The sequence below is a fragment of the Bradyrhizobium sp. CCGUVB1N3 genome, from assembly GCF_024199925.1.
GTDB lineage: Bacteria > Pseudomonadota > Alphaproteobacteria > Rhizobiales > Xanthobacteraceae > Bradyrhizobium.
Window position 1 is genome coordinate 6583520 of the sequence record NZ_JANADR010000001.1, and the last position, 21492, is coordinate 6605011.

At 64.1% G+C, this 21492-nt stretch carries 17 protein-coding genes; 9 read left to right on the top strand and 8 right to left on the bottom strand.

Going from position 1 to position 21492, the window contains the following annotated elements; all coding sequences use genetic code 11:
• Nucleotides 1-2 precede the first annotated feature (2 nt).
• Together hmgA and fahA are read left to right on the top strand one after the other, a co-directional pair.
• The gene (gene hmgA / locus NLM33_RS31400) at nucleotides 3-1349 is read left to right on the top strand and encodes a homogentisate 1,2-dioxygenase (protein WP_254101997.1); all 1347 of its coding nucleotides are present in this window, start codon (nucleotides 3-5) and stop codon (nucleotides 1347-1349) included.
• Between the two features lie 176 nt (nucleotides 1350-1525).
• Nucleotides 1526-2800 carry a fumarylacetoacetase gene (fahA, locus tag NLM33_RS31405; protein ID WP_254101999.1) on the top strand — a complete coding sequence of 425 codons (1275 nt, stop codon included), beginning with the start codon at nucleotides 1526-1528 and terminating at the stop codon, nucleotides 2798-2800.
• A 143-nt stretch (nucleotides 2801-2943) separates the two neighbouring features.
• Here the strand turns inward: fahA and NLM33_RS31410 are convergent, their stop codons facing one another.
• Nucleotides 2944-3255: a DUF1272 domain-containing protein gene (locus NLM33_RS31410; RefSeq protein WP_254102001.1), complete on the bottom strand. Its 312-nt coding sequence runs from the start codon at nucleotides 3253-3255 to the stop codon at nucleotides 2944-2946.
• A gap of 134 nt (nucleotides 3256-3389) precedes the next feature.
• On the bottom strand, nucleotides 3390-3869 hold the full coding sequence (locus tag NLM33_RS31415) for an Lrp/AsnC family transcriptional regulator (protein WP_254102003.1): 480 nt from the start codon (nucleotides 3867-3869) through the stop codon (nucleotides 3390-3392).
• A gap of 121 nt (nucleotides 3870-3990) precedes the next feature.
• Here NLM33_RS31415 and hppD point away from each other — a divergent pair, with 121 nt between their 5' ends.
• Nucleotides 3991-5109, top strand: a complete 1119-nt coding sequence (hppD, locus tag NLM33_RS31420; protein ID WP_254102005.1) for a 4-hydroxyphenylpyruvate dioxygenase — start codon at nucleotides 3991-3993, stop codon at nucleotides 5107-5109.
• 111 nt (nucleotides 5110-5220) lie between these two features.
• Here the strand turns inward: hppD and NLM33_RS31425 are convergent, their stop codons facing one another.
• From NLM33_RS31425 to NLM33_RS31440, 4 genes are all read right to left on the bottom strand, one after another.
• Nucleotides 5221-6345 carry a CaiB/BaiF CoA-transferase family protein gene (locus tag NLM33_RS31425; protein ID WP_254102006.1) on the bottom strand — a complete coding sequence of 375 codons (1125 nt, stop codon included), beginning with the start codon at nucleotides 6343-6345 and terminating at the stop codon, nucleotides 5221-5223.
• Nucleotides 6346-6556: 211 nt separating this feature from the next.
• A complete protein-coding gene (locus NLM33_RS31430) occupies nucleotides 6557-7357 on the bottom strand; it encodes a xanthine dehydrogenase family protein subunit M (RefSeq protein ID WP_254102007.1) in 801 nt (266 codons plus the stop codon).
• 15 nt (nucleotides 7358-7372) lie between these two features.
• On the bottom strand, nucleotides 7373-9715 hold the full coding sequence (locus NLM33_RS31435; protein ID WP_254102008.1) for a xanthine dehydrogenase family protein molybdopterin-binding subunit: 2343 nt from the start codon (nucleotides 9713-9715) through the stop codon (nucleotides 7373-7375).
• An 83-nt stretch (nucleotides 9716-9798) separates the two neighbouring features.
• A complete protein-coding gene (locus tag NLM33_RS31440) occupies nucleotides 9799-10284 on the bottom strand; it encodes a (2Fe-2S)-binding protein (protein ID WP_254102009.1) in 486 nt (161 codons plus the stop codon).
• Between the two features lie 538 nt (nucleotides 10285-10822).
• On the opposite strand from NLM33_RS31440, the gene NLM33_RS31445 reads away from it, so the two are divergent.
• The 5 genes from NLM33_RS31445 to NLM33_RS31465 all read left to right on the top strand — a co-directional run bounded on the left by NLM33_RS31445 (nucleotide 10823) and on the right by NLM33_RS31465 (nucleotide 16211).
• The gene (locus tag NLM33_RS31445) at nucleotides 10823-11206 is read left to right on the top strand and encodes an SRPBCC domain-containing protein (RefSeq protein WP_371930003.1); all 384 of its coding nucleotides are present in this window, start codon (nucleotides 10823-10825) and stop codon (nucleotides 11204-11206) included.
• 294 nt (nucleotides 11207-11500) lie between these two features.
• Nucleotides 11501-13216 (top strand): PQQ-dependent dehydrogenase, methanol/ethanol family, encoded by a 1716-nt coding sequence (locus tag NLM33_RS31450; protein WP_254102010.1) that lies wholly within the window; start codon nucleotides 11501-11503, stop codon nucleotides 13214-13216.
• Nucleotides 13217-13343: 127 nt separating this feature from the next.
• On the top strand, nucleotides 13344-14546 hold the full coding sequence (locus NLM33_RS31455; protein WP_371930004.1) for a c-type cytochrome: 1203 nt from the start codon (nucleotides 13344-13346) through the stop codon (nucleotides 14544-14546).
• Nucleotides 14547-14714: 168 nt separating this feature from the next.
• Nucleotides 14715-15401, top strand: coding sequence for a response regulator transcription factor (locus NLM33_RS31460; protein ID WP_254102012.1), 687 nt, complete (start codon nucleotides 14715-14717; stop codon nucleotides 15399-15401).
• A 123-nt stretch (nucleotides 15402-15524) separates the two neighbouring features.
• The gene (locus NLM33_RS31465) at nucleotides 15525-16211 is read left to right on the top strand and encodes a response regulator transcription factor (RefSeq protein ID WP_254102014.1); all 687 of its coding nucleotides are present in this window, start codon (nucleotides 15525-15527) and stop codon (nucleotides 16209-16211) included.
• Nucleotides 16212-16395: 184 nt separating this feature from the next.
• On the opposite strand, the gene NLM33_RS31470 is transcribed toward NLM33_RS31465, so the two are convergent.
• Nucleotides 16396-17754, bottom strand: coding sequence for a hybrid sensor histidine kinase/response regulator (locus NLM33_RS31470; protein WP_254102016.1), 1359 nt, complete (start codon nucleotides 17752-17754; stop codon nucleotides 16396-16398).
• Nucleotides 17751-18917: an FIST N-terminal domain-containing protein gene (locus tag NLM33_RS31475; RefSeq protein WP_254102018.1), complete on the bottom strand. Its 1167-nt coding sequence runs from the start codon at nucleotides 18915-18917 to the stop codon at nucleotides 17751-17753. The genes NLM33_RS31470 and NLM33_RS31475 overlap by 4 nt, the downstream gene beginning before the upstream one ends.
• Nucleotides 18918-19175: 258 nt before the next feature.
• Between NLM33_RS31475 and NLM33_RS31480 the strand changes: the two genes are divergently transcribed.
• A complete protein-coding gene (locus tag NLM33_RS31480) occupies nucleotides 19176-21215 on the top strand; it encodes a methyl-accepting chemotaxis protein (RefSeq protein ID WP_254102019.1) in 2040 nt (679 codons plus the stop codon).
• The last annotated feature ends 277 nt before the right edge of the window (nucleotides 21216-21492 follow it).

Genomic DNA, 21492 nt, shown 5'->3' on the forward strand with positions numbered 1-21492 from the left:
TCATGAACATCAATACCTCGCCTGATCAGATCGTTCGCAGCACCGCCCAGGTCACGCCGGGCTACATGTCCGGCTTCGGCAACAGTTTTGAGACGGAGGCGCTGCCGGGCGCGTTGCCGATGGGACGCAACTCGCCGCAGCGCTGCGCCTATGGGCTCTATGCCGAGCAATTGTCGGGCTCGCCCTTCACCGCGCCGCGCGGCACCAATGAGCGCTCCTGGCTCTATCGCATCCGCCCTTCGGTGAAGCATTCGGGACGCTTCGAGAAGGTCGATGCCGGCCTGTGGCGCTCGGCGCCGTGCCATGAAAACGATTTGCCGATCGCGCAGCTGCGCTGGGACCCGACGCCGATCCCGAAGGAGGAGATCACCTTTCTCCAGGGCGTGCAGACCATGACGACGGCCGGCGACGTCAATACGCAGGCCGGCATGGCCGCGCATGTCTATCTCATCACCAAATCGATGGTGGACCAGCATTTCTACAATGCCGACGGCGAGCTGATGTTCGTGCTCCAGCAGGGCAACCTGCGCCTCGTCACCGAGTTCGGCCGCATCGATGCCGAGCCCGGCGAGATCGTGGTGATCCCGCGCGGCGTCAAGTTCCGCGTGGAGATTCCGAACGGGCCGGCGCGCGGCTATCTCTGCGAAAATTATGGCGGCGCCTTCACGCTGCCGGAGCGCGGACCGATCGGCGCCAATTGCCTTGCCAACGCGCGCGACTTCCTGACGCCGGTCGCTTACTACGAAGACAAGGACACGCCGACCGAGCTCTATGTGAAATGGGGTGGCTCGCTGTTCAAGACGACGCTGCCGCATTCGCCGATCGACGTGGTCGCCTGGCACGGCAACTACGCACCCTACAAATACGATCTGCGCACCTTCTCGCCGGTCGGTGCGATCGCCTTCGACCATCCCGATCCTTCGATCTTCACGGTGCTGACCTCACCGTCGGAGACAGCGGGCACGGCGAATATCGACTTCGTCATCTTCCCCGAGCGCTGGATGGTTGCCGACAACACCTTCCGGCCGCCCTGGTATCACATGAACATCATGAGCGAGTTCATGGGCCTCGTGTACGGCGTCTACGACGCCAAGCCGCAAGGTTTTGTCCCCGGCGGCATGAGCCTGCACAATTGCATGCTGCCGCACGGGCCCGACCGCGACGCGTTTGACCATGCGAGCAACGGCGAATTGAAACCGGTCAAGCTCACCGGCACGCTCGCCTTCATGTTCGAAACCCGCTACCCCCAGCGTGTCACCGCGCATGCCGCAAAGTCCTCGACGTTGCAGGATGACTATGCGGATTGCTGGAAAGGGCTGGAGAAGCGTTTCGACCCGAACCGGCCGTAGCTTTCTCCCCCTCTCCCCTTGTGGGAGAGGGTGGCTCGCCGCGTAGCGGCGAGACGGGTGAGGGGTCCTCTCAGCACGGGAAATCTCTCATTGGAGTTCGCGGAGACAACCCCTCATCCGGCGCTTCGCGCCACCTTCTCCCACAAGGGGAGAAGGAAGAAAGGATCGAGCCAAAAGTGACAACGCACCCCAACGATCCCAGCCTCCGCTCCTTCATCGACGTCGATCCGTCCTCTGACTTCCCGATCCAGAACCTGCCCTATGGCGTGTTCTCGACGGCGGCCTATCCGGCGCCGCGCGTCGGCGTTGCGATTGGCGACTACGTGCTCGACCTCTGGGAGCTCGAGCAGGATTCCCGCCTCGACGTCGGTCCGCTTGGTGTCTTCTCCGCGCCATCACTCAATCCGTTCATGGCGCTGGGGCCAAAGGTCTGGGCCAGGACGCGGGCGCGGATCAGCGAGCTGCTGCGTCACGATCATCCTGAGCTGCGCGACAACGAGGAGCTGCGCAAGCAAGCCCTGCTGCCGATGCGCGAGGCGCGGCTGCATCTGCCGTTCCCGGTCTCGGGCTATACCGACTTCTATTCGTCGAAGGAGCACGCCACCAATGTCGGCGTGATGTTCCGTGGCAAGGACAATGCGCTGCAGCCGAACTGGCTCTACATGCCGATCGGCTATAACGGCCGCGCCTCGACCGTGGTCGTCAGCGGTACCAGGGTGAAGCGGCCGCGTGGGCAGTTGAAGCCGCCGACCGCCGAGGTGCCGAGCTTTGCGCCCTGCAAGCGGCTCGACTTCGAGCTGGAGATGGGCGTCGTCGTCGGACAGCCGTCGCCGATGGGCGGCATGCTGACCGAGCAGCAGGCCGAGGAGATGATCTTTGGCTTCGTGCTGCTCAACGACTGGAGCGCCCGCGACATCCAGCAATGGGAATATGTGCCGCTCGGCCCGTTCCTCGCAAAGGCGTTTGCGACCTCGATCAGCCCGTGGGTGGTGACGCGCGAGGCGCTGGAGCCGTTCCGCCTGCAAGGTCCCGAGCAGAGCCCGGCGCCGCTCGATTATCTCAAACAGGGTCGGCCGCAGAACTACGATGTCGAGCTCGACGTCTCCTTGCGCGCCGCCGGCACGAATGCGCCCGCGAGCATCAGCCGCACCAATTTCAAATACATGTACTGGTCGTCGGTGCAGCAATTGATGCATCACGCCTCGAGCGGCTGCGCCATGAATGTCGGCGATCTCCTCGGCTCCGGCACGATCTCCGGGCCCGAGAAGAACCAGCGCGGCAGCCTGCTCGAAATCTCCTGGAACGGCACCGAGCCGTTGGAATTGCCTGATGGCACCAAACGTTCGTTCCTGGAAGATGGCGACAGCCTCGTCATGCGCGGCTGGTGCCAGGGCGACGGCTACCGCGTCGGCTTCGGCGAGGTCGAGGGGACGATTCTGCCGGCGGAGTGAATTCCGCTGAAGTTGTAGGGTGGGCAAAGGCGCGTCAGCGCCGTGCCCACCATTTTGCCATGACGCTGGCAGAAGTGGTGGGCACGCTTCCGCCTTCGCTCTTCGAGCTACGGCGGACAAGTCGCTTTGCCCACCCTACAAGTTCAGCGCTCGTCCGGCGGCACGCCGCGGATCCTCGCGCAATGCGCCGCGACGTCCTCCACGCTGTACTTCAGATGCACCCGTTTGTCCGACGGCACGTGCTTCGTCACGCAGACGCCCGGCCGCCATTCCTGCTCGGGCCGGATCGGGCGCGGGGCGAAGCCGCCGCCGCAGTTGGGGCAGACGTTGAAGAGTTTCGTCTCGACGCAGTCCGCACAGAACGTGCATTCATAGGAGCAGATCCGCGCATTCGTAGCATTCGGCGGCAGGTCGCAATCGCAATATTCGCAGTTCGGCCGAAGTTGCAGGGCCATGGCTGAAATCTCCCGGAGCATGATCCGGAAAAGTGTGAAGCGGTTTTCCGAAGAGATCATGCTCAAACAAAAATAGGTTAGTGCCAATCATCGCAGATCACACCTCGCGCGCGAATGCCGCATTTCCCTCGATTTCAGCCAGGCGTGAGCCCCTTCAACGGCAGCCGCGAGCTCTCCTTCAGGCGGTCGAGCACGATCGAGGAGCGCACATGCGCGACGCTCTGGTGCGGCATCAGCACGTCGTTGACGAGGTTGGAGAGCCCCTTGAGGTCGCGCAGCACGGCCTTCAGCACATAATCGGCGTCGCCGGTGAGCGAATAGGCCTCCTGGATCTCGTCGATCCGGCCGACGAGCGTGCGGAACCGCTTGGCATTGTCGGGCGAGTGCGTCGCGAGCGTCACCTGGATGAAGGCGACGACGCCGAAGCCGAGTGCCTCGCTGGAGAGATCGGCATGGTAGCCCGCAATCACCTTCTCCTCCTCGAGCCGCGTGCGCCGTCGCGAGCATTGCGAGGCCGAGAGACCCGCGATATCGGCGAGCTCCTGGTTGGTGAGGCGTCCGTCATCCTGGAGCGCGGTCAGGAGCTTGAGATCGAAGGCGTCTACCGGGATCATGCGTCATTTGTCCGTTTTATGCACAAACCATGCATAGGGTACCGGAATCGCGTCCCGTTTGCACGCCCATTGCACGCCTCATGAAGGATAGTTCAGGCGAACAATTTGGGAGAGATCGCCAATGGGTCCGTTTCCGCACGATGCACCGCCTGCCACCATCAGCGCCGACAATCCGATGGGCACCGACGGGTTCGAGTTCGTCGAATATGCGCATCCCAATCCGCAAGAGCTGCACGCGTTGTTCACGCTGATGGGCTTTGCGCCCGTCGCGCGCCACAAGACCAAGAAGATCACGGTCTACCGCCAGGGCGACATCAACTACCTCGTCAACGAGGAGCCCGGCACCCACGGCTTCGATTTCGTCGCCGCGCATGGGCCGTGCGCGCCCTCGATGGCGTTCCGCGTGGTCGATGCCAAGCAAGCCTATGAGCGCGCCATCGCGCTCGGCGCCGAGCCGGCCGACGTCACCTCCGCGCAGAAGACGCTGGATGTGCCCGCGATCAAGGGCATCGGCGGCAGCCTGCTCTATCTCGTCGATCGCTATGGCGCGAAGGGCTCGGCCTATGATTCCGAGTTCGAATGGCTCGGCGCGCGCGATCCGCGGCCCGCCGGCGCCGGCCTGTTCTATCTCGATCATCTCACCCACAACGTCCATCGCGGCCGCATGGATGTGTGGGCCGGCTTCTACGAAAAGCTCTTCAACTTCCGCCAGATCCGTTTCTTCGACATTGAGGGCCGCGCATCCGGCCTGTTCTCGCGGGCGCTGACCAGTCCCGACGGCAAGATCCGCATTCCCATCAACGAGGACGCCGGTGATTCCGGCCAGATCGAGGAGTATCTGAAGATCTATCGCGGCGAGGGCATCCAGCACATCGCCTGCGGCTGCCGCGAGATTCACGGCACGATCGAGGGCCTGCGCGAGGCCGGCCTGCCCTTCATGCCGTCACCGCCCGGCACCTATTTCGAGAAGCTCGACGCGCGGCTGCCCAAGCACGGCGAGGACGTCGCGCGATTGCAGCGCAACGGCATCCTGATCGACGGCGAGGGTGTCGTCGACGGCGACCAGACCAAGGTGCTGCTGCAGATCTTCTCGGCCAACGCGATCGGCCCGATCTTCTTCGAGTTCATCCAGCGCAAGGGCGACGACGGCTTTGGCGAAGGCAATTTCAAGGCGCTGTTCGAATCGATCGAGGAGGATCAGATTCGCCGTGGCGTGCTGAAGGTGGACGACGCAGCGTAAGGACACTGCGGTAGGGTGGGCAAAGCGAAGCGTGCCCACCACTTCTGGCGCAATCCTGGACCGATGGTGGGCACGGCGCTATGCGCCTTTGCCCACCCTACGAGAGCGTTGCTACCGCCCCGCCTTCCACGCGCTCGTCACCGCACCGATCTCCGCAGCCTCAGGCTCCCGAACCACTGACGGCGTGCGCGAGAACCGCGGCGCGGGGGCGGGCTGCTTCACGCCGTGGCGCTCGACGAAGACGTTGCGCGCGACCATGTGCGGATGCTTCGTCGCCTCCGCCATCGTCAGCACCGGGGCGAAGCAGATGTCGGTGCCTTCCATGATGCTGCACCAGTCCTCGCGCGTCTTGCTCTTGAACACGGCCTTCAACTTCTCCTTCAGCGCCGGCCAGGCCTTGCGGTCCATCTGCGCCTCGAAATCGGCGTCAGTGAGCCCGGCGTGTTGCCGCAGCAGCGCGTAGAATTGCGGCTCGATCGAGCCGATCGAGATGAAATGGCCGCAGGCGCATTCATAGGTGCCGTAGAAATGCGCGCCGCCGTCCAAGAAGTTCTGGTCGCGGCCTTCGGTCCAGCGGCCCATCGCGGTCATGTCGAAGAAGAACGACATCAGCGACGCCGCGCCGTCACACATCGCGGTGTCGACCACCTGGCCCTTGCCGGACCTTTGCGCTTCCAGGAGCGCCGCAAGCACGCCGACCACGAGATAAAGCGCGCCGCCGCCGAAATCGCCGACCAGGTTGAGCGGCGGCACCGGTGCGTCCTTCGTGCCGATCGCAGCCAGCGCGCCAGTAATAGAGATGTAATTGATGTCGTGGCCCGCCGCATTCGCCAGCGGACCTTCCTGACCCCAGCCGGTCATGCGGCCGTAGACGAGTTTTGGGTTGCGCGCGAGCACGACGTCGGGCCCGAGCCCGAGCCGCTCCATCACGCCCGGACGAAAACCTTCGATCAGCGCGTCCGCGCTCGCGAGCAAATCGAGGACTTGCCCGATCGCCGCCTTGTCCTTCAGGTCGAGCTCGATCACCTTGCGGCCGCGGCCGGCCACCGACTTCATGCTCTTCTTCGCGCCCAAGCGATCGAGCGTGACGACTTCGGCGCCCATGTCGGCGAGCAGCATGCAGGCGAACGGGCCGGGGCCGATGCCGGCGAATTCGACGATGCGGAAACCTGCGAGCGGGCCGGAGGCGCGGACGGAAGAGCCTTCTGATTTGTCTTGGGCTGATTGATCGAGCACGTTGTTGTTTCCTCGGGGTCGCAAGACGGGCGCGCGAGAGGCGGCACCCGTTTGGACGTTCCTCTCTGGGGCGAGTTAATTGGTCGATTAAATTTTCCCGCCTTCGACCCGGCGAGGCAAGCGCTTTTGATGCATGGGCGCATAATAAAAGCGGCGCGCATCGCTGCGCGCCGCGGAAAATTTGCGTTGAGACGCTAAGATACGATCGTTGTCAGCCCGCCGCAGCCACCGCGCGCTGCGCCATCACCTTGATCAGATTGGCGCGGTAGTCGGACGAGCCGTGGAGATCCGAGAGCAGCCCGCTCGACGGGATCGAGACGCCGTCGATCGCGCTCGCGGCCCAGTTCGCCTTCAGCGCGGCTTCGATGGCGCCAACGCGCATCACGCCGCTCTGCGAGGCGCCGGTCACGGCGACGCGGACATCGCCCGACCTGGTCTGGGCAACGAACACGCCGGTCAGTGCGAAGCGCGAGGCCGGGTGCGGGAATTTTGCGTAGCCCGCCTTCGCCGGAACCGGGAACGACACGGCGGTGATGATCTCGCCGTCCTCAAGGGCGGTCGCGAACAGGCCCTTGAAGTAGTCGTCCGCCGCGATCGAGCGCTTGTTGGTCTTGATCGTCGCACCCAGTGCCAGCACTGCTGCCGGATAGTCGGCGGCCGGATCGTTGTTGGCGAGCGAGCCGCCGATCGTGCCGCGATAGCGCACCGCGGGATCGCCGATCAGCGAAGCCAGATACGCAACCGCCGGGATCGCCTTCTTCGCGGCGTCGCTGGTCGCGACGTCGTAATGCGGCGTCGCGGCCTTGATTGTCAGCGTGTCGCCGGAAGCATCAACGCCGATCAGCTCCTTGATCTTCGCAAGGTCGATCACGTCGGAGGGGCTGGCGAGCCGCTGCTTCATCACCGGCAGCAGCGTCTGGCCGCCGGAGAGATATTTTGCCTCGCTGCCCTTGGCGAACAGAGCGGCGGCCTCGTCGACGGAGGAGGCGCGATGATAAGTGGTCTGGTACATCTTCGTTCCTCCTTCTCAAGCCGCGTGGATCGTGCGCCACACCCGGTCCGGGGTTGCGGGCATTTCCAGGTTGTTTTTGCCGATCGCGTCCGTGATCGCGTTGATCACGGCAGCGGACGCGCCGATCGCGCCGGCCTCGCCGCATCCCTTGATGCCCAAGGGATTGCCCGGGCAGAGCGTCGTGGTGTGGCTGAGCTTGAACGACGGCAGGTCATCGGCGCGCGGCATGGTGTAGTCCATGAACGAGGCCGTGATCGGTTGTCCGTTGGCGTCATAGACCGCGTGCTCGAGCAGCGCCTGCCCGATGCCTTGCGCAAGGCCGCCGTGAACCTGGCCTTCGACGATCATCGGGTTGATCAGGCGCCCGAAATCGTCGGCCGCCACGAAGTTGACGAACGACGTCTTGCCGGTGCCGGGATCGACCTCAAGCTCGCAGATATAGGCGCCGGCCGGGAAGGTGAAGTTGGAGGGGTCATAGAAGGCGCTTTCCTTCAGGCCCGGCTCCATCCCGTCAGGCAGGTTGTGCGCGGTGTAGGCCGCAAGGGCGACCATCGGCAGCGCGATCGCCTTGTCGGTGCCGGTGACCTTGAGCTCGCCGTTCTCGATGACGATGTCGGCCTCCGACGCTTCCAGCTGGTGGGCCGCGATCTTCTTGGCCTTGGATTCGACTTTCTCGACGGCTTTCAGGATCGCGGTAAGCCCGACCGCCGCGGAGCGCGAGCCGTAGGTGCCCATGCCAAACTGCACCTTGTCGGTGTCGCCATGGACGATCGAGACCTGGCTGATGGGAACCCCTAAGCGTTCCGAAATGAGCTGGGCGAACGCCGTCTCATGGCCCTGGCCGTGGCTGTGCGAGCCGGTCAATACCTCGATGGTGCCGACCGGGTTGACGCGCACCTCGGCGGACTCCCACAAGCCGACGCCGGCGCCCAGGCTACCGACCGCCTTCGACGGCGCGATGCCGCAGGCCTCGATGTAGCAGGAGACGCCGATGCCGCGCAGCTTGCCTTGCGCCTTCGCCTGCGCCTTGCGGCCTGCGAAGCCGGCATAGTCGATCGCCTTCATGGCGGCATCGAGCGAGGCGTTAAAATCGCCGGTGTCATAGGCCATGATGACCGGCGTCTGGTACGGGAACTGGGTGATGAAGTTCTTCTTGCGCAGCTCGGCCGGATCGACCTTCAACTGCCGCGCCGCCGTCTCCATCATCCGCTCGACCAGGTAGCTTGCCTCGGGCCGGCCCGCGCCGCGATAGGCATCGACCGGCGTGGTGTTGGTATAGACGGCGACCACCTCGGCATGGATCGCCGGGATGACGTACTGGCCCGACAGCAGCGTCGCGTAGAGATAGGTCGGCACCGCCGAGGAGAACAGCGACATGTAGGCGCCGAAATTGGCGTAGGTCTTCACCTTCAAGCCGGTGATCTTGTTGTTGGCGTCGAACGCCATCTCCGCATGCGTGACATGGTCGCGGCCATGTGCGTCGGTGAGGAAGGCCTCGGTGCGGTCGCCGGTCCACTTCACCGGACGGCCGGTCTTCTTCGAGGCCCACAGCGCCACCATCTCTTCGGGGTAGATGTAGATCTTGGAGCCGAAGCCGCCGCCGACATCGGGCGCGATCACGCGCAGCTTGTGCTCGGGCGCGATGTTGTAGAAGGCCGACAGCACGAGGCGCGCGACGTGCGGGTTCTGCGATGTCGTGTAGAGCGTGAAGTGCTCTTCCGCCTCGTTGTAGTCGGCAACCGCCGAGCGCGGCTCCATCGGATTCGGCGCGAGGCGGTTGTTGGTGAGATCAAGCTTCACCACGTTGGCCGCCTTCGAAAAGGCGTCGTTCACGGCATTCTCGTCGCCGATGACCCAGTCATAGATCTGGTTGCCGGGTGCCTCGGGATGGAGTTGAGGTGCGCCGGCCTTGATCGCGTCGGTCACGTTCGCGACAGCCGGCAGTTCCTCATAGTCGACGACCACGGCTTCGGCGGCGTCACGCGCCAGGTTCTTGCTCTCGGCGATCACGACGGCGACGGCCTGGCCGACGAAGCGCACCGTCTCCGGCGCCATCGCCGGCCATGCCCCCATCTTCATCGGGCTGCCGTCCTTGGAGGTGATGGCCCAGCCGCAGATGAGGTTGCCGACCTTGTCGTCGACGATCTGCTTGCCGTTGAGCACGGCGACGACGCCCGGCAGCTTCAGCGCCGCGGAGGCGTCGATGCCCTTCACCTTGGCATGCGCGTGGGGGCTGCGGATGAAATGGGCATAGGTCATGCCCGGTAGCTTGACGTCGTCGACATACCGGCCCTTGCCGGTAATGAAACGCTTGTCTTCCTTGCGCACAACGCTTGCGCCAATGCCTTCAACACCCATGTCCTGTCCTCCCGACCGGAATTTGTTTGACCGCGCTTTCCATCGAAAGCTGCGGCGGTGGTTCGATTAGGTGAGGTCGCCGCTTACTCGGCGGCCTGCGCGACCTTCATGCGGCCGGCCGCATCCAGCACCGCCTTCACGATGTTGTGGTAACCGGTGCAGCGGCAGATATTGCCTTCGAGCTCGTGGCGGACGGTGGCTTCGTCGAGCTGGCCGCCGTGGCGGTGCACGATGTCGACCGCCGACATGATCATGCCCGGCGTGCAGTAGCCGCACTGCAAACCGTGATTGTCGCGGAACGCCGCCTGCATCGGATGCAGCTCGTCGCCCTTGGCAAGACCTTCGATCGTGGTGACGTTTGCGCCGTCGGCCTGGCCTGCCAGCATGGTGCAGGATTTCACCGCGCGGCCATCGATATGCACGACGCAGGCGCCGCACTGGCTGGTGTCGCAGCCGACATGGGTGCCGGTGAGGTTGAGGTGATCGCGCAGGAGATGGACCAGCAGCGTGCGGTCCTCGACATCGACAGAGACAGCCTTGCCGTTCACTGTCAGTTTGACTGTAGACACGTGAGTACCTCCCGATTGTTTGTTTGTAGTTATTCCAATTAGAGACAGCGCGAGCGGAACTTTGCAACTGGGATTTTGGGTGCCCTTCGTCATCGAAAGGTCATCGTGGCCAGTCGCGGGCGCGCGATTCGAGCATGACGTTCCGTGCCGCTGCCAGTGCGTGGCGCGACCCGAGAGACGCTTTCGGAAATCTGCGTCACGTCTGCCGCGGCGTGCTTTCGATGCCGCCGCGCGACGCCGCCCGCTCTCAGACCTCAGCCCTGTCGCGCGTCGTCTCTCCCTTTGATGCCTTGTTCGTTGCTTCGAATAGGAGCACGCGCTCAGGGCTTTGCAATCGCGATCTTGGTAGTAGGCGCGGGCGAGCTAAGTCATTGATTTTGTTGAGGGTGATCCTGGCGAGCCGCAGCCGGGCGGTGCGTTCTGCAAGCCGTGGTGATCGAGGGCGTTCTGGTGTCGTGGCTGCGACAGTCCATTCCGTCATTCCGGGGCCCGAGCGAAGCGAGGGAGCCCGGAATCCATCCGGCCGCACGGTACGTGGATGAATGGATTCTCAGATGCGCAATTGCGCATCATAGCTCGCGACTTCGTCGGCCCCGGAATGACATTGAGTGGATCAGACGTCAGAGCGACCGTGGTGCCGAGGGTTGGTCCGGTGAAGGCGGCGTTCAGCGGCAAGGAGACGCTGGCCGATAACCGCATCATCGGCGAAGGCGCCGGCGGCGTCGCAGGTTTCGCCAAGGGCGGCGCGAAAGTCAGGCGCGAGGAAGAATCACCCGACGTCACCATCCTGCGCGACGAGACCGAAGCGCAGACCGGCGGCAAGCTTGCGCAGCTCGGCTCGCGGCTGATCGATTCGACGTCGCGCAAGCTCGCTGCGAATTTCTTCGAGAACTTCGCGACGCTGGTAGCGCCGTCATCGTGATTGCTGCGGATGATCGACGCGCGACGTCAGGTGCAACGATCGGATCGCGGCACGATGTCGCCGCAAATCCGATCGTGCATTTCGAGCTGCAAAATCAGGGCAAGACGCGAGCGTCGACAATGAGATGAGTGGCAAGAGCCGCCAGTGATTTGCACTACTACCTTCCGCCTATACTAAGCGCGCAAAGCCGATGCTGTAATTTCGAACGATGGCTCGCAGGCAAACTGCGCATCACGAGCGCAGCGCGCTCAAGCGCCCAACATGGCGTGCACACCAACACCGCGGAGGGAATACATGACCTTTGGAACGAAGGGCTTTTTGGCTGGCATTTCGATGATTGCGATGCTGGCCGCCGGCACGTCCGGCGTTCGCGCCAACGACTCCTTGCTCAAGGCGCAATCCGATTCGAACCAGTGGGCCGTTGCCGGCCACGACTACGGCAACACGCGCTTCAGCCCGCTCAATCAGATCAACGCCGAGAACGCAGGCAAGCTGACGCTCGCCTATTCGTTCTCGCTGGCGTCGCTGCGCTCGAACGAATCCTCGCCGATCGTGATCGGCAACACGCTCTATGTTTCGAGCTCCTGGGGCCCGAAATACGTCTACGCGCTCGATGCCGCGACCGGCGCGCGCAAATGGACCTGGGAGCCCGACATTCCCGATGACGTGCTGCAATACGCCTGCTGTGACGTGAACAATCGCGGCGTTTCTTACGCCGACGGCAAGATCTTCGTCGGCCGCCTCGACGGCAAGCTGACGGCGCTCGATGCTGCGACCGGCAAGGCGCTGTGGACCGCCAAGGTGGTCGACTACAAGCAGGGTTCGGTCATCACGTCGCCGCCGCTCGTCGTTCGCGACAAGGTCATCACCGGCTTCGGTGGCGGCGAGTACGGTGCGCGCGGCGCGCTGCTGGCCTTCGACATCAACACCGGCAAGCAGGTGTGGCAGATCTACACCGTGCCTGCGCCGGATGAGCCCGGCGGTGATAGCTGGAAGGGAGATACCGCTCAGCATGGCGGCGGCGCGGCCTGGCTGGTCGGCTCCTACGATGCCAAGACCGACACCGTTTACTGGGGCACCAGCAACCCGGGGCCGTGGAATACGGCGGTTCGTTCGACCGGCGATGGCAATTTCGGCAAGCTGACCAACCTCTACACGGCATCGACGCTCGCGCTCGATCCCAACACCGGCAAGATCAAGTGGCACATCCAGACCACGCCGGCGGATGCCTGGGACTATGACGGCGTCAACGAGGCCGTTCTTGCCGATCTGAAGATCGGCAACGACACGGTTCCGACACTGATGAAGGCGGATCGCAACGGCTTCTTCTTCGTCGCCAACCGCGAGACCGGCAAGGTGCTTTCGGCAGAGAAATACGTGTTCACGAGCTGGGCACAGAAGTGGGATACCGCCACGATGCGCGCGGTCGAGGATCCCGACAAGCGTCCGGGACCGAACCATCCCGCCAAGGACATCTGCCCGAACCTGATCGGCGGCAAGAACTGGCAACCGATGTCGTTCAACCCGCAGACCGGTCTGGTCTACATCCCGTCCAACAATGTCTGCATGGACTGGTCGGTGTCTGACGTCGCCTACAAGCGCGGCGTGTTCTATCTCGGCGCCGAATTCCCGACCAAGGAAGGTCCCGGCGGCTTCCTCGGCGAGTTGGTCGCTTGGGATCCGGTGGCCCAGAAGAAGGTCTGGTCGATCAAGGAAGACCTGCCGTTCAACGGCGGCACGCTGACCACCGGTGGCGGCCTGGTGTTTGCCGGCAACATCCATGGCGACTTCCGCGCCATCGATGCGAAGTCCGGCAAGGTGCTGTGGAGCAAGAATCTCGGCTCCGGCATCGGCGCGGGTCCGGTGACTTACCAGGTCGACGGCAAGCAATACGTCGCAATCGTCGTCGGCCGCACGGCTTCGCTGCCTGCGTTTCTGGGCGAGGTAGGCAAGAAGATGACGGCCGCAGCTCCCGAGGGCGGTTCGCTCTTCGTGTTCTCCGTCCAGTGACCACTCGCGCGCGTATCTCAGAGGTGACGGGATACGCGCGCGCTTTTTCCAGACGATCGTTGCGGCATCGGCTGATGCCGTCTGCCGCAACGCCTGGTCCAACAATTCCCAACCACGGGAGATGAGGATGCGCCGCAATCATCTTGGAAGTGGCAAGAGCCGAAATCGCGCCATTGCCGGACTTGTCGCATGGGCTGCCGCGTCCGCGATGATCGCGCCGGCCACGACTGCTCACGGAGACGAGGCGCAGCCGTTCCGGCTCTGCGCCGATCCGACCAATCTGCCGTTCTCCAGCGATAATCCGTTGCAGCCGGGCTTCTATGTCGAGATCGGGCAGGCCCTTGCGCAGGCGCTCGGCCAGCCGATCGCGTATGACTGGTACAAATCCTATTTCGGCAAGCGCACCGTGCGCGTCACGCTGCTCGGCAAGCAGTGCGACGCCATGATCGGCCTGCCGCGCTCCGAAGATTTCATGGGACCGGCCGTGATCTTCTCCAACACTTTCGCGAAGGAAGGCTACGCCCTGGTGGCGGCGAAGGGGCAGGCGATCGGCGGCGTCGAGGGCCTCAAGGGCAAGCGCGTCGCCGTGCAGTTCGCCAGCACGCCGCAAAACCTGCTCGCGAGTCGAAACGACATCCAGATGGTCACCGTGCTGTCGCCCGAGGAAGGCATGCAGGCGCTCGACAAGGGCAAAGCGGACGTCGCCTTCATTTGGGGGCCCGTCGCCGGCTGGCTGAACAAGACCACCTACAGCGATCGCTATCAGATCGAGCTCACCGAAGGCGACGGCCTCTCATGGGATGCGGCCATCGGCTTCGCGAAGACGTCGACGGAGCTGCGCGATCGCGTCGATGCCGTCCTGCCGCAGCTTCAGAAGACGATCGCCGATCTCGCGGAGAAATACGGCCTGCCGACCGGCCAACCGGTTCGCTTCGGCGCGGCCCAGGCCGTGCCGGCGGGAACAACGACGGGAGCGGGAACCGGAGCCCAAGTGACTGCCCAAGTGACTGAGGTCGCCAACGTGGTGGCAACCGAGACCAAGGGTGACGCGGCCGCGCCAAGCGCCGAAGCCGTCGGCACGGGCAAGGAGATCTTCAACGGCACCTGCGCGCATTGTCACGGTCCCGACGCGATCCAGAGCGAGAAGAAGATCGATCTGCGGCTGCTGCGTCACCGCTACGGCGACGAGATGCGCGAGAAATACTGGGCCACCGTGCATGAAGGACGGCCTGCCAAGGGCATGCCGGCCTGGAAGGAAGTCTTCACCGACGACCAGTTCGACAGCATCTATTCCTTTCTGCTGACGGTTCAGTCCGAATCGGACGACTGAACGATCTTGACCGGACGCGATCGGGAGGATGTGGTAGCGTCCATCCGGCATCATCCCGGTGCCGGACGGTCGCCGCAGGAATGCGCCGCTTCCGCTCCTGCGGCGGACTCTTGTGCGATCGACTCTTGTGCGATCGATTCTTGGGCGATCGATTCCTGGGAAGGCGCCATGACCAGCTTCCTGATCATCGACGATCATCCGCTGTTTCGCGAGGCGCTTGGCAATGCGGTGCGGCTGGCATTGCCGGAGGCGCGGATATTCGAGGCGATGTCGATCGAGGACGCCCTGCATATTCTGTCGGCCGAACAGGGCATCGACCTCGCGCTGCTCGATCTGTCGCTGCCGGATGCGACCGGCTTCTCCGGCTTTCTCCGTTTGCGCGAGACCTATCCGCGCCTGCCTGTCGCCATCGTGTCGAGCGAGGAGGACCAGCACGTCGTCCGCGAGGCGCTGGCGCTGGGCGCCGCCGGCTATCTGCCGAAGTCGACGTCGAAGCGCGAGCTCGCGCAATCGATCGAGGGCGTGCTGAGCGGATCGGTGTCGGTGCCAAAGGATTTTGTCGCAACGCCGCAGCGGCGCCGCGCCGACACCAGCAAGGCGCTTGCGGTCAAGCTGCGCGAGCTCACGCCGCAGCAGCTTCGCGTGCTCGATCTCCTGCGCCGCGGCTATCCGAACCGGCAGATCGCCCAGGAGCTTCAACTCGCCGAATCCACCGTGAAGGCGCACATCACCGAGATCCTGCGCAAGCTCGGCCTGTTCAGCCGCAACAAGGCGATCATCGAGATCGGCAAGATGGACCTGCCCGATCCCAAGGGCCGGCCGTATGCGCGGCTCGATCGCGGCAGGCCGCAATGAGGCGCACTCTCGTTCTTGACCTGGATCAACCTGGTTCGCCCCGGCTGAGGCATTCTCATGTTAACGTCGAACCCGGCAACATATTGGGCAAGATCTTGGGATCTTAGAAATGGCTCAGGCGTGATGCGATTTCTGATTGTCGAAGACCATCCGCTGTTTTGCGAGGCGCTTGAAGGCGCGCTGCAGATGGTGGCGCCCGAGGCCGACATCCTTCAGGCGACGTCGATCGACGGCGCGCTCGAGCTGTTGTCGGCGACCGCGGGGCTCGATCTCATTCTCCTTGATCTGTCGATGCCGGGCACGACGGGTCTTTCGGGCATCATTCGCATCCGCAAGGCATTTCCCAAAATTCCCGTCGTCATCGTGTCGGGGCATCAGGATCCGCAGATCATTTCCGGTGCACTGTCGCTCGGCGTCGCCGGTTACATCCTGAAATCCTCGTCCAAGCAGGATTTCGCGCAGTCGATCGGCGAGGTGCTGCGCGGCGCGGTCTGCGTTCCCACCGCCTACCGTGCGACCCGTCCGCAGCGCGCCGCCGGCCCCGCACAGGATCTCATCAAGCGCCTGCACGAGCTGACGCCGCAGCAATTGCGCGTGCTCGAAATGCTCAAGCGCGGCCTGCAGAACAAGCAGATCGCCTATGAGCTGAAGATTTCGGAGACCACCGTGAAGGTCCACGTCTCCGACATCCTGCGCAAGCTCAATGTGCTGAGCCGCACCAAGGCGATCGTCGAGATGTCCCGTATCGACTTCGCGACGCTGGCGAGCGAAGGGGCGAGAGCGAAGCACGATCGCGCGCAGTCCGAGTAGCCGGACGGCTGCGATAGCCCTTGCCGCTCTTCGCGACGATACCCTTTTGCCGGTGATTTGCCCGACGTGTCAAACTATTTTCGGATAAAGCGCAGGGCGCGGCCACCAAGCCGCGTCTACTTTGCATGGGGTTGTTTTGGGGATTTTGTGGCGGCCGGTGTGATTACCCCGATCCCATCCCACCTCAAGTCAGCAGGAACGACAGCAGCGCGCGCATCTCGGCGGGCTTGATCGGCTTCTTCAGCACCTCGAGGCCGTGGAGGCTGGCTTCCTTCGCGGCCTTTTCGGAGTAGTCGGCCGTGATGATCATGGCCGGTACGTCCAGCTTCAAATGCGCCCTGATGTCGGCGACGGCCGACAGGCCGCTCTCGCCGTGATCGAGATGGAGATCGGCGATGACGGCATCGGGGGCGCCGCCGAGCTCGCTGAGGCGCAGCAAGGCGTCCGCGGCCGATCGCGTGGTCGCGACGTCGCAGCCCCAGCCCTCCAGCAGGGCGGCCATGGCCTCGGAGCCGTTCGGATCGTTCTCGATCAGGAGGATCTTGGCGCCTTCGAGCCCGCCATAGTGCCGCTCGGCCAGCTTGACCTCGTGCACCTCGTCGCCGACTTCAGTGAGGTCGGCCGGCTCCAGCTCGAGGGCGAAGGTCGATCCCCGGCCGACCTGCGACGACAGCCGCACCTCATGTCCGAGCACGGTTGCGAAACGGCGGACGATGGAGAGGCCGAGGCCGAAGCCGGCCTGGTCGGTGGCGCTCGCCTCGCCGCGCTGGAATTCGCGGAAGATCGCTTCCTGCTGCGCCTGCGCGATTCCCGGCCCGGTGTCGGAGACCTGGACGCAGATGCGCTCGCCCCTCGGCCGGCATCCCATGACGACGCCGCCGCTGCGGGTATAGCGAATGGCATTGGCAAGCAGGTTTTGCAGGATCCGCCGCAGCATCATCGCATCCGACGTCACCGCAAGCTGCGAGGTGCGGATGCGCAAGGAAAGACCTTGCCGCGCGGCGATCGGCTCGAACTCGTTGCGGAGCTGCTCGAACAGGGGTGCCAGTGCAATCGGGCGCACGTCGGGCCTGAGCGCGCCGGCATCGAGCTTCGCGATCTCCAGCAGCGAGCGCAGCAAATCCTCCAGCGTCACCAGCGAGCGGTCGACCTGATCGATGAGCAGGCCCGCCTCCTGCGATTCCATCATCTCGGTCAGCGCCGACAGCGTCAGGCGCGCCGCGTTCAACGGCTGCAACAGGTCGTGGGTGACCGAGATCAGCACCGAGGATTTCAGCGAGCTCGCGGCCTCGGCCTGCTGCTTGGCGCGGTAGAGCCCCTCATTGGCGCGCTCGATCGAATGCAGCGCCTCACGCAATTGATACGTCCGGTCGCGAACCTGGTGATCGAGCGCAATGGCGGTCTCGAACAGCGAGAAGGCGTTGAGCTGCTGATCCATCGAGCGCTCGACGCGGGACATCAGCGCGGCATTGATCTTCTTCAGCTTCGCGGCTTCCCGCTGAAGCTGCTCGAACGCTTGAGGGTCCTGCCACGCCTCGGTCACGCGGGGCGCCTTCCGATCGCGACGCCCGTGAACGTCTGGTTCACATGCATCGAGCCGAACTGCTCGCCATAGGTGTGAAAGCCGACGACGCGGTTCTGCCGGTACAACTCGGACATGTCGCGGGCGAGCTGATGCTGCTCGGCATCCAGCCGGCGCAACAGGCATTCGAAGCCGATGAAGAGCGACACGTCGCCGATCTCATCGCGAATTTCGGCAAACGTCTCGCGCGTCGAGCCGACCAGGCTCCGCGACGTCGCGGCGGTCAGCACCATGCCCTCATCGATGGCGCAGAAGAAATGCAAGGAGCCGTCCGGTTCGACGCGCTGGATCGACCGGGCATAATAGGAGCCGCCGACGCGCACCAGCACGGGGTGGGACGCGAAGGAAAACGGATCGAGCTTGGCGTCCATGATCCCGACCATGCGCGAATATTCCTTCGCCGCAGGCTCCGCGTTCAGCTCCCTGACCGTTCGATTTTCGATGTCGGCCTCGGTGACCACCATCTTCTGCGGCCGCGGCTCGAAATTGTCGCACTTGAAGACCCGGAACGGCAGCGACGTGTTCAGGAGGATCAGGAGGGCGGCGTTGGTGTGGGCTTGGCCGTCGAAGAACACCCAGGTCTTCTCGAAGCGCATCCCGTCGCCCGCCGATCCCCCGACCACCGGAATGTCGTCGAGCGATGCATAGATGGCCGACATCACCGCTTCCTCGCGGCGGCACAGGCCGTCGATCAAGACGAGGCCGAACGGATTGCCGCGATCGACCTGCGGAGTGGCCCGCAGCAGCTCATGCCGGAGCTCGCCGCCGATCCTGCGGCCGTCCTCGACGCGGAAGCTGTCGAGATTGAGAATGGGCCGGATCACGGCCGAGAAGTCGGCGCGGCTGAACGCCAGCGCCACGACGCTGTTCTCGTCCCAGCCGTCCGGGGCGAGCTCGCCCGCGGTCGTGCAACCGCAGACCTGGGTGTCATCGAAGTGCCGGGTGATCTCGGCGATGAAGTGATGGGGATCATAGGCGGGGGAGAGGAAGACCAGGATCAGCGCCAGCTCGTCGGATGGGAGCTGGGCCGTGAGCTCAGCCACGGCTTCATCGACGCTCGCAGCCTTCGATTTGGCAACGGCGACGCCAGACGCACCGCCAAACCGAAAATCGGTTTGCCCCACTCCGTTTCTCCCCTCGAGGACCGGCCCGGTCTGACGCCAAGAGCCTGTAAGTGCCCGACAAGTGCCCCAAGAGTAAGGTGTTTTCCGGCTAGTCGCAACACGGCGCCCGGAACGCCTTGGACAGGAACTTGCTCCGCGCGGAATGCAGGCCGGACGAATTTACCGCCCCTTGACGTTTCTGCCTTAATTTTCCGCACCGGTTCGGGAGGGGCTGCTTCCGGGCCGCATGATCGTTGCAAGAATAAGGTGGGGGTTGGAATGACCGGGCGTACCGCGTCGACGTCGAAGCGTACATTTTTTCCGACCCTGAAGTTCCGCGCGAAGATCATTCTCGGCTTTGCCGCCGTGCTCGTCATCTCGGCCGTCAGCATGGCCTTCGCCTATTTCGGCTTTGAGCGGGTGTCGACCGGCGTCGGCTCCTACCGCGCCAGCGTCTCCGAGGCCGACCTCGCCCGCAACATCGATCGCGAGTTGCTGGCCTATCGTTCGGCTGCCCGCTATTTCGTCGTCACCGGCAAGGAGGATGACGCCAAGGTTGCGCTGGAGGCCGAAGCCGGCCTGAAGAACGCCATCGAACAGGCCATCAAGGGCGCCAAGAAGCCGGCGCGGCTGGAAAGCCTCAACAAGCTCGCCAAGGAGTTTTCGAACTTCTCCGCGACCTTTGCCAAGATCCTGCAAGCCAAGCGCGATAGCGCGCTCCTGGTGCAGAACCAGCTTCAGCGCAACGCCAACCTCCTCAAGTACAAGCTCGACGACATCGGCAACAACGCGTCGGAGTCCGAGGCGCAGGCGATCGAGTTCGGCACCAAGCAGGTCAATGCCCAGTTCCAGACCGCGAGCGCGGCGGCGACCAACTTCGTCCTCAATTCCGACCAGGCGCTTGCCGCAAGCGCGCTGGCGCGGCTGAAATTCGTCGAGAATTCGCTCAATGCGATCTACTCCATGGACGACAAGATCGTCGCCGGGCTGAAGGACGCCAAGGGCCTGCTTGCGGCCTATCGCGAAGCGCTTGAGAAGCTCGTCGCCAATGCCAAGATGATCGATGACCTCGTCACCGAGATGAGCGGCTCGGCGGGCGCCATCATGCAGGGCGCAACTGCGATGAAGGCCGATCTCGTTTCCGAGCAGCAACGGCTGGAAACGGAATCCGAGACGAGTATCGACCAGACGGAACATCTGGTCCTGATGCTGGCTGCCGGCGGCACGCTGCTCGGTGCCATCTTCGCCTTCCTGCTCGGCACCGGCATCTCGCGGCCGATGATTGCGATGTGCAAGGCGATGCGGGAGCTTGCCTCGGGCAATTTCGAGGTCGTGCTGCCCGGTCTCGGCCGCAAGGACGAGATCGGTGAGATGGCCGGCGCGGTCGAAGAGTTCAAGATGCAGGCCGTGGCAAAGGCCGAGCGCGATGCGGCGGCCAGCGAAGCCCAGAACAAGGAAACGGCCGCGGAACGCCGCAATGAGCTGATCCGCTTTGCCGATGATTTCGAGACCGCGGTCGGCGCCATCGTTTCGAACGTGTCGGCTTCGGCCGTGCAGCTCGAATCGGCCGCCTCCACGCTGACCCGCACCGCCGAGACCACGCAGAGCCTGTCGAGCCAGGTCGCCGGGGTTTCCGAGCAGGCCTCCTCCAACATGCAGTCGGTCGCGACCGCGACCGAAGAGCTTTCGGCCTCGGTCGAGGAGATCGGCCGCCAGGTGCGCGACTCCAGCCGCATCGCGGAGGCCGCCGTCGTGCAGGCCAAGGAGACCGACGGCCGCATCGGAAAACTTTCGCACGCCGCCCAGCAGATCGGCGAGGTCGTCAAGCTGATCACGGCGATCGCCGAGCAGACCAATCTTCTGGCATTGAACGCCACGATCGAAGCGGCCCGCGCCGGCGAAGCCGGCCGCGGCTTTGCGGTGGTCGCCAGCGAAGTGAAGTCGCTGGCGAGCCAGACCGCGAAGGCGACCGACGAGATCTCCTCGCATATTACGGGCATGCAGGGCGCGACCGCGGAGTCGGTTGCGGCGATCAAGGAGATCGGCGCCACCATCGGCCAGATCTCGACCATCGCGACCTCGATTGCGAGCGCGGTGGAAGAGCAGGGCGCCGCCACGCAGGAGATCGCCCGCAGCGTCCAGAACGTCGCGCAGGGCACTCAGACGGCGGCCACCGACATCGGCCAGGTCAATCGCGGCGCTGCCGAGACCGGCTCGGCCTCGGAAGAGGTGCTGAACTCGGCCAAAACGCTCTCCAGCGAAAGCACCCGGCTGCGCGCCGAACTCGATCGCTTCATGGCGAATATCAGGGCGGCGTAAGGCCCAGATCGCACCACTTGCTCCGCCGTCGTCCCGGCGAAGGCCGGGACCCATTACCCCAGAATGCAGTTGTAGCGCGAGGCCGATAACCACGAGTCTTCGCCAAACTCGATCCTGTGGTTATGGGGTCCCGGGCTCGCGCTTCGCGCACCCCGGGACGACAGTTGAGGATGCTTCTCGATCCCCGGCCTAACCGCCGCCCGCAGCGCCGCAAATTTACCGCGGCTTATCCTTTCCGCCGTATTTTATCCGGGAGTCAGGGAGCGGGCTGCTCCTG

What these genes read in the sequence shown, in the direction of transcription:
- hmgA (WP_254101997.1), top strand. Translation starts at nt 3, where the DNA reads ATGAACATCAATACCTCGCCTGATCAGATCGTTCGCAGCACCGCCCAG.
- NLM33_RS31410 (WP_254102001.1), bottom strand. Translation starts at nt 3,255, where the DNA reads ATGGCCCTGCAACTTCGGCCGAACTGCGAATATTGCGATTGCGACCTG.
- NLM33_RS31415 (WP_254102003.1), bottom strand. Translation starts at nt 3,869, where the DNA reads ATGATCCCGGTAGACGCCTTCGATCTCAAGCTCCTGACCGCGCTCCAG.
- hppD (WP_254102005.1), top strand. Translation starts at nt 3,991, where the DNA reads ATGGGTCCGTTTCCGCACGATGCACCGCCTGCCACCATCAGCGCCGAC.
- NLM33_RS31430 (WP_254102007.1), bottom strand. Translation starts at nt 7,357, where the DNA reads ATGTACCAGACCACTTATCATCGCGCCTCCTCCGTCGACGAGGCCGCC.
- NLM33_RS31435 (WP_254102008.1), bottom strand. Translation starts at nt 9,715, where the DNA reads ATGGGTGTTGAAGGCATTGGCGCAAGCGTTGTGCGCAAGGAAGACAAG.
- NLM33_RS31445 (WP_371930003.1), top strand. Translation starts at nt 10,823, where the DNA reads ATGAATGGATTCTCAGATGCGCAATTGCGCATCATAGCTCGCGACTTC.
- NLM33_RS31450 (WP_254102010.1), top strand. Translation starts at nt 11,501, where the DNA reads ATGACCTTTGGAACGAAGGGCTTTTTGGCTGGCATTTCGATGATTGCG.
- NLM33_RS31455 (WP_371930004.1), top strand. Translation starts at nt 13,344, where the DNA reads ATGCGCCGCAATCATCTTGGAAGTGGCAAGAGCCGAAATCGCGCCATT.
- NLM33_RS31460 (WP_254102012.1), top strand. Translation starts at nt 14,715, where the DNA reads ATGACCAGCTTCCTGATCATCGACGATCATCCGCTGTTTCGCGAGGCG.
- NLM33_RS31465 (WP_254102014.1), top strand. Translation starts at nt 15,525, where the DNA reads ATGCGATTTCTGATTGTCGAAGACCATCCGCTGTTTTGCGAGGCGCTT.
- NLM33_RS31480 (WP_254102019.1), top strand. Translation starts at nt 19,176, where the DNA reads ATGACCGGGCGTACCGCGTCGACGTCGAAGCGTACATTTTTTCCGACC.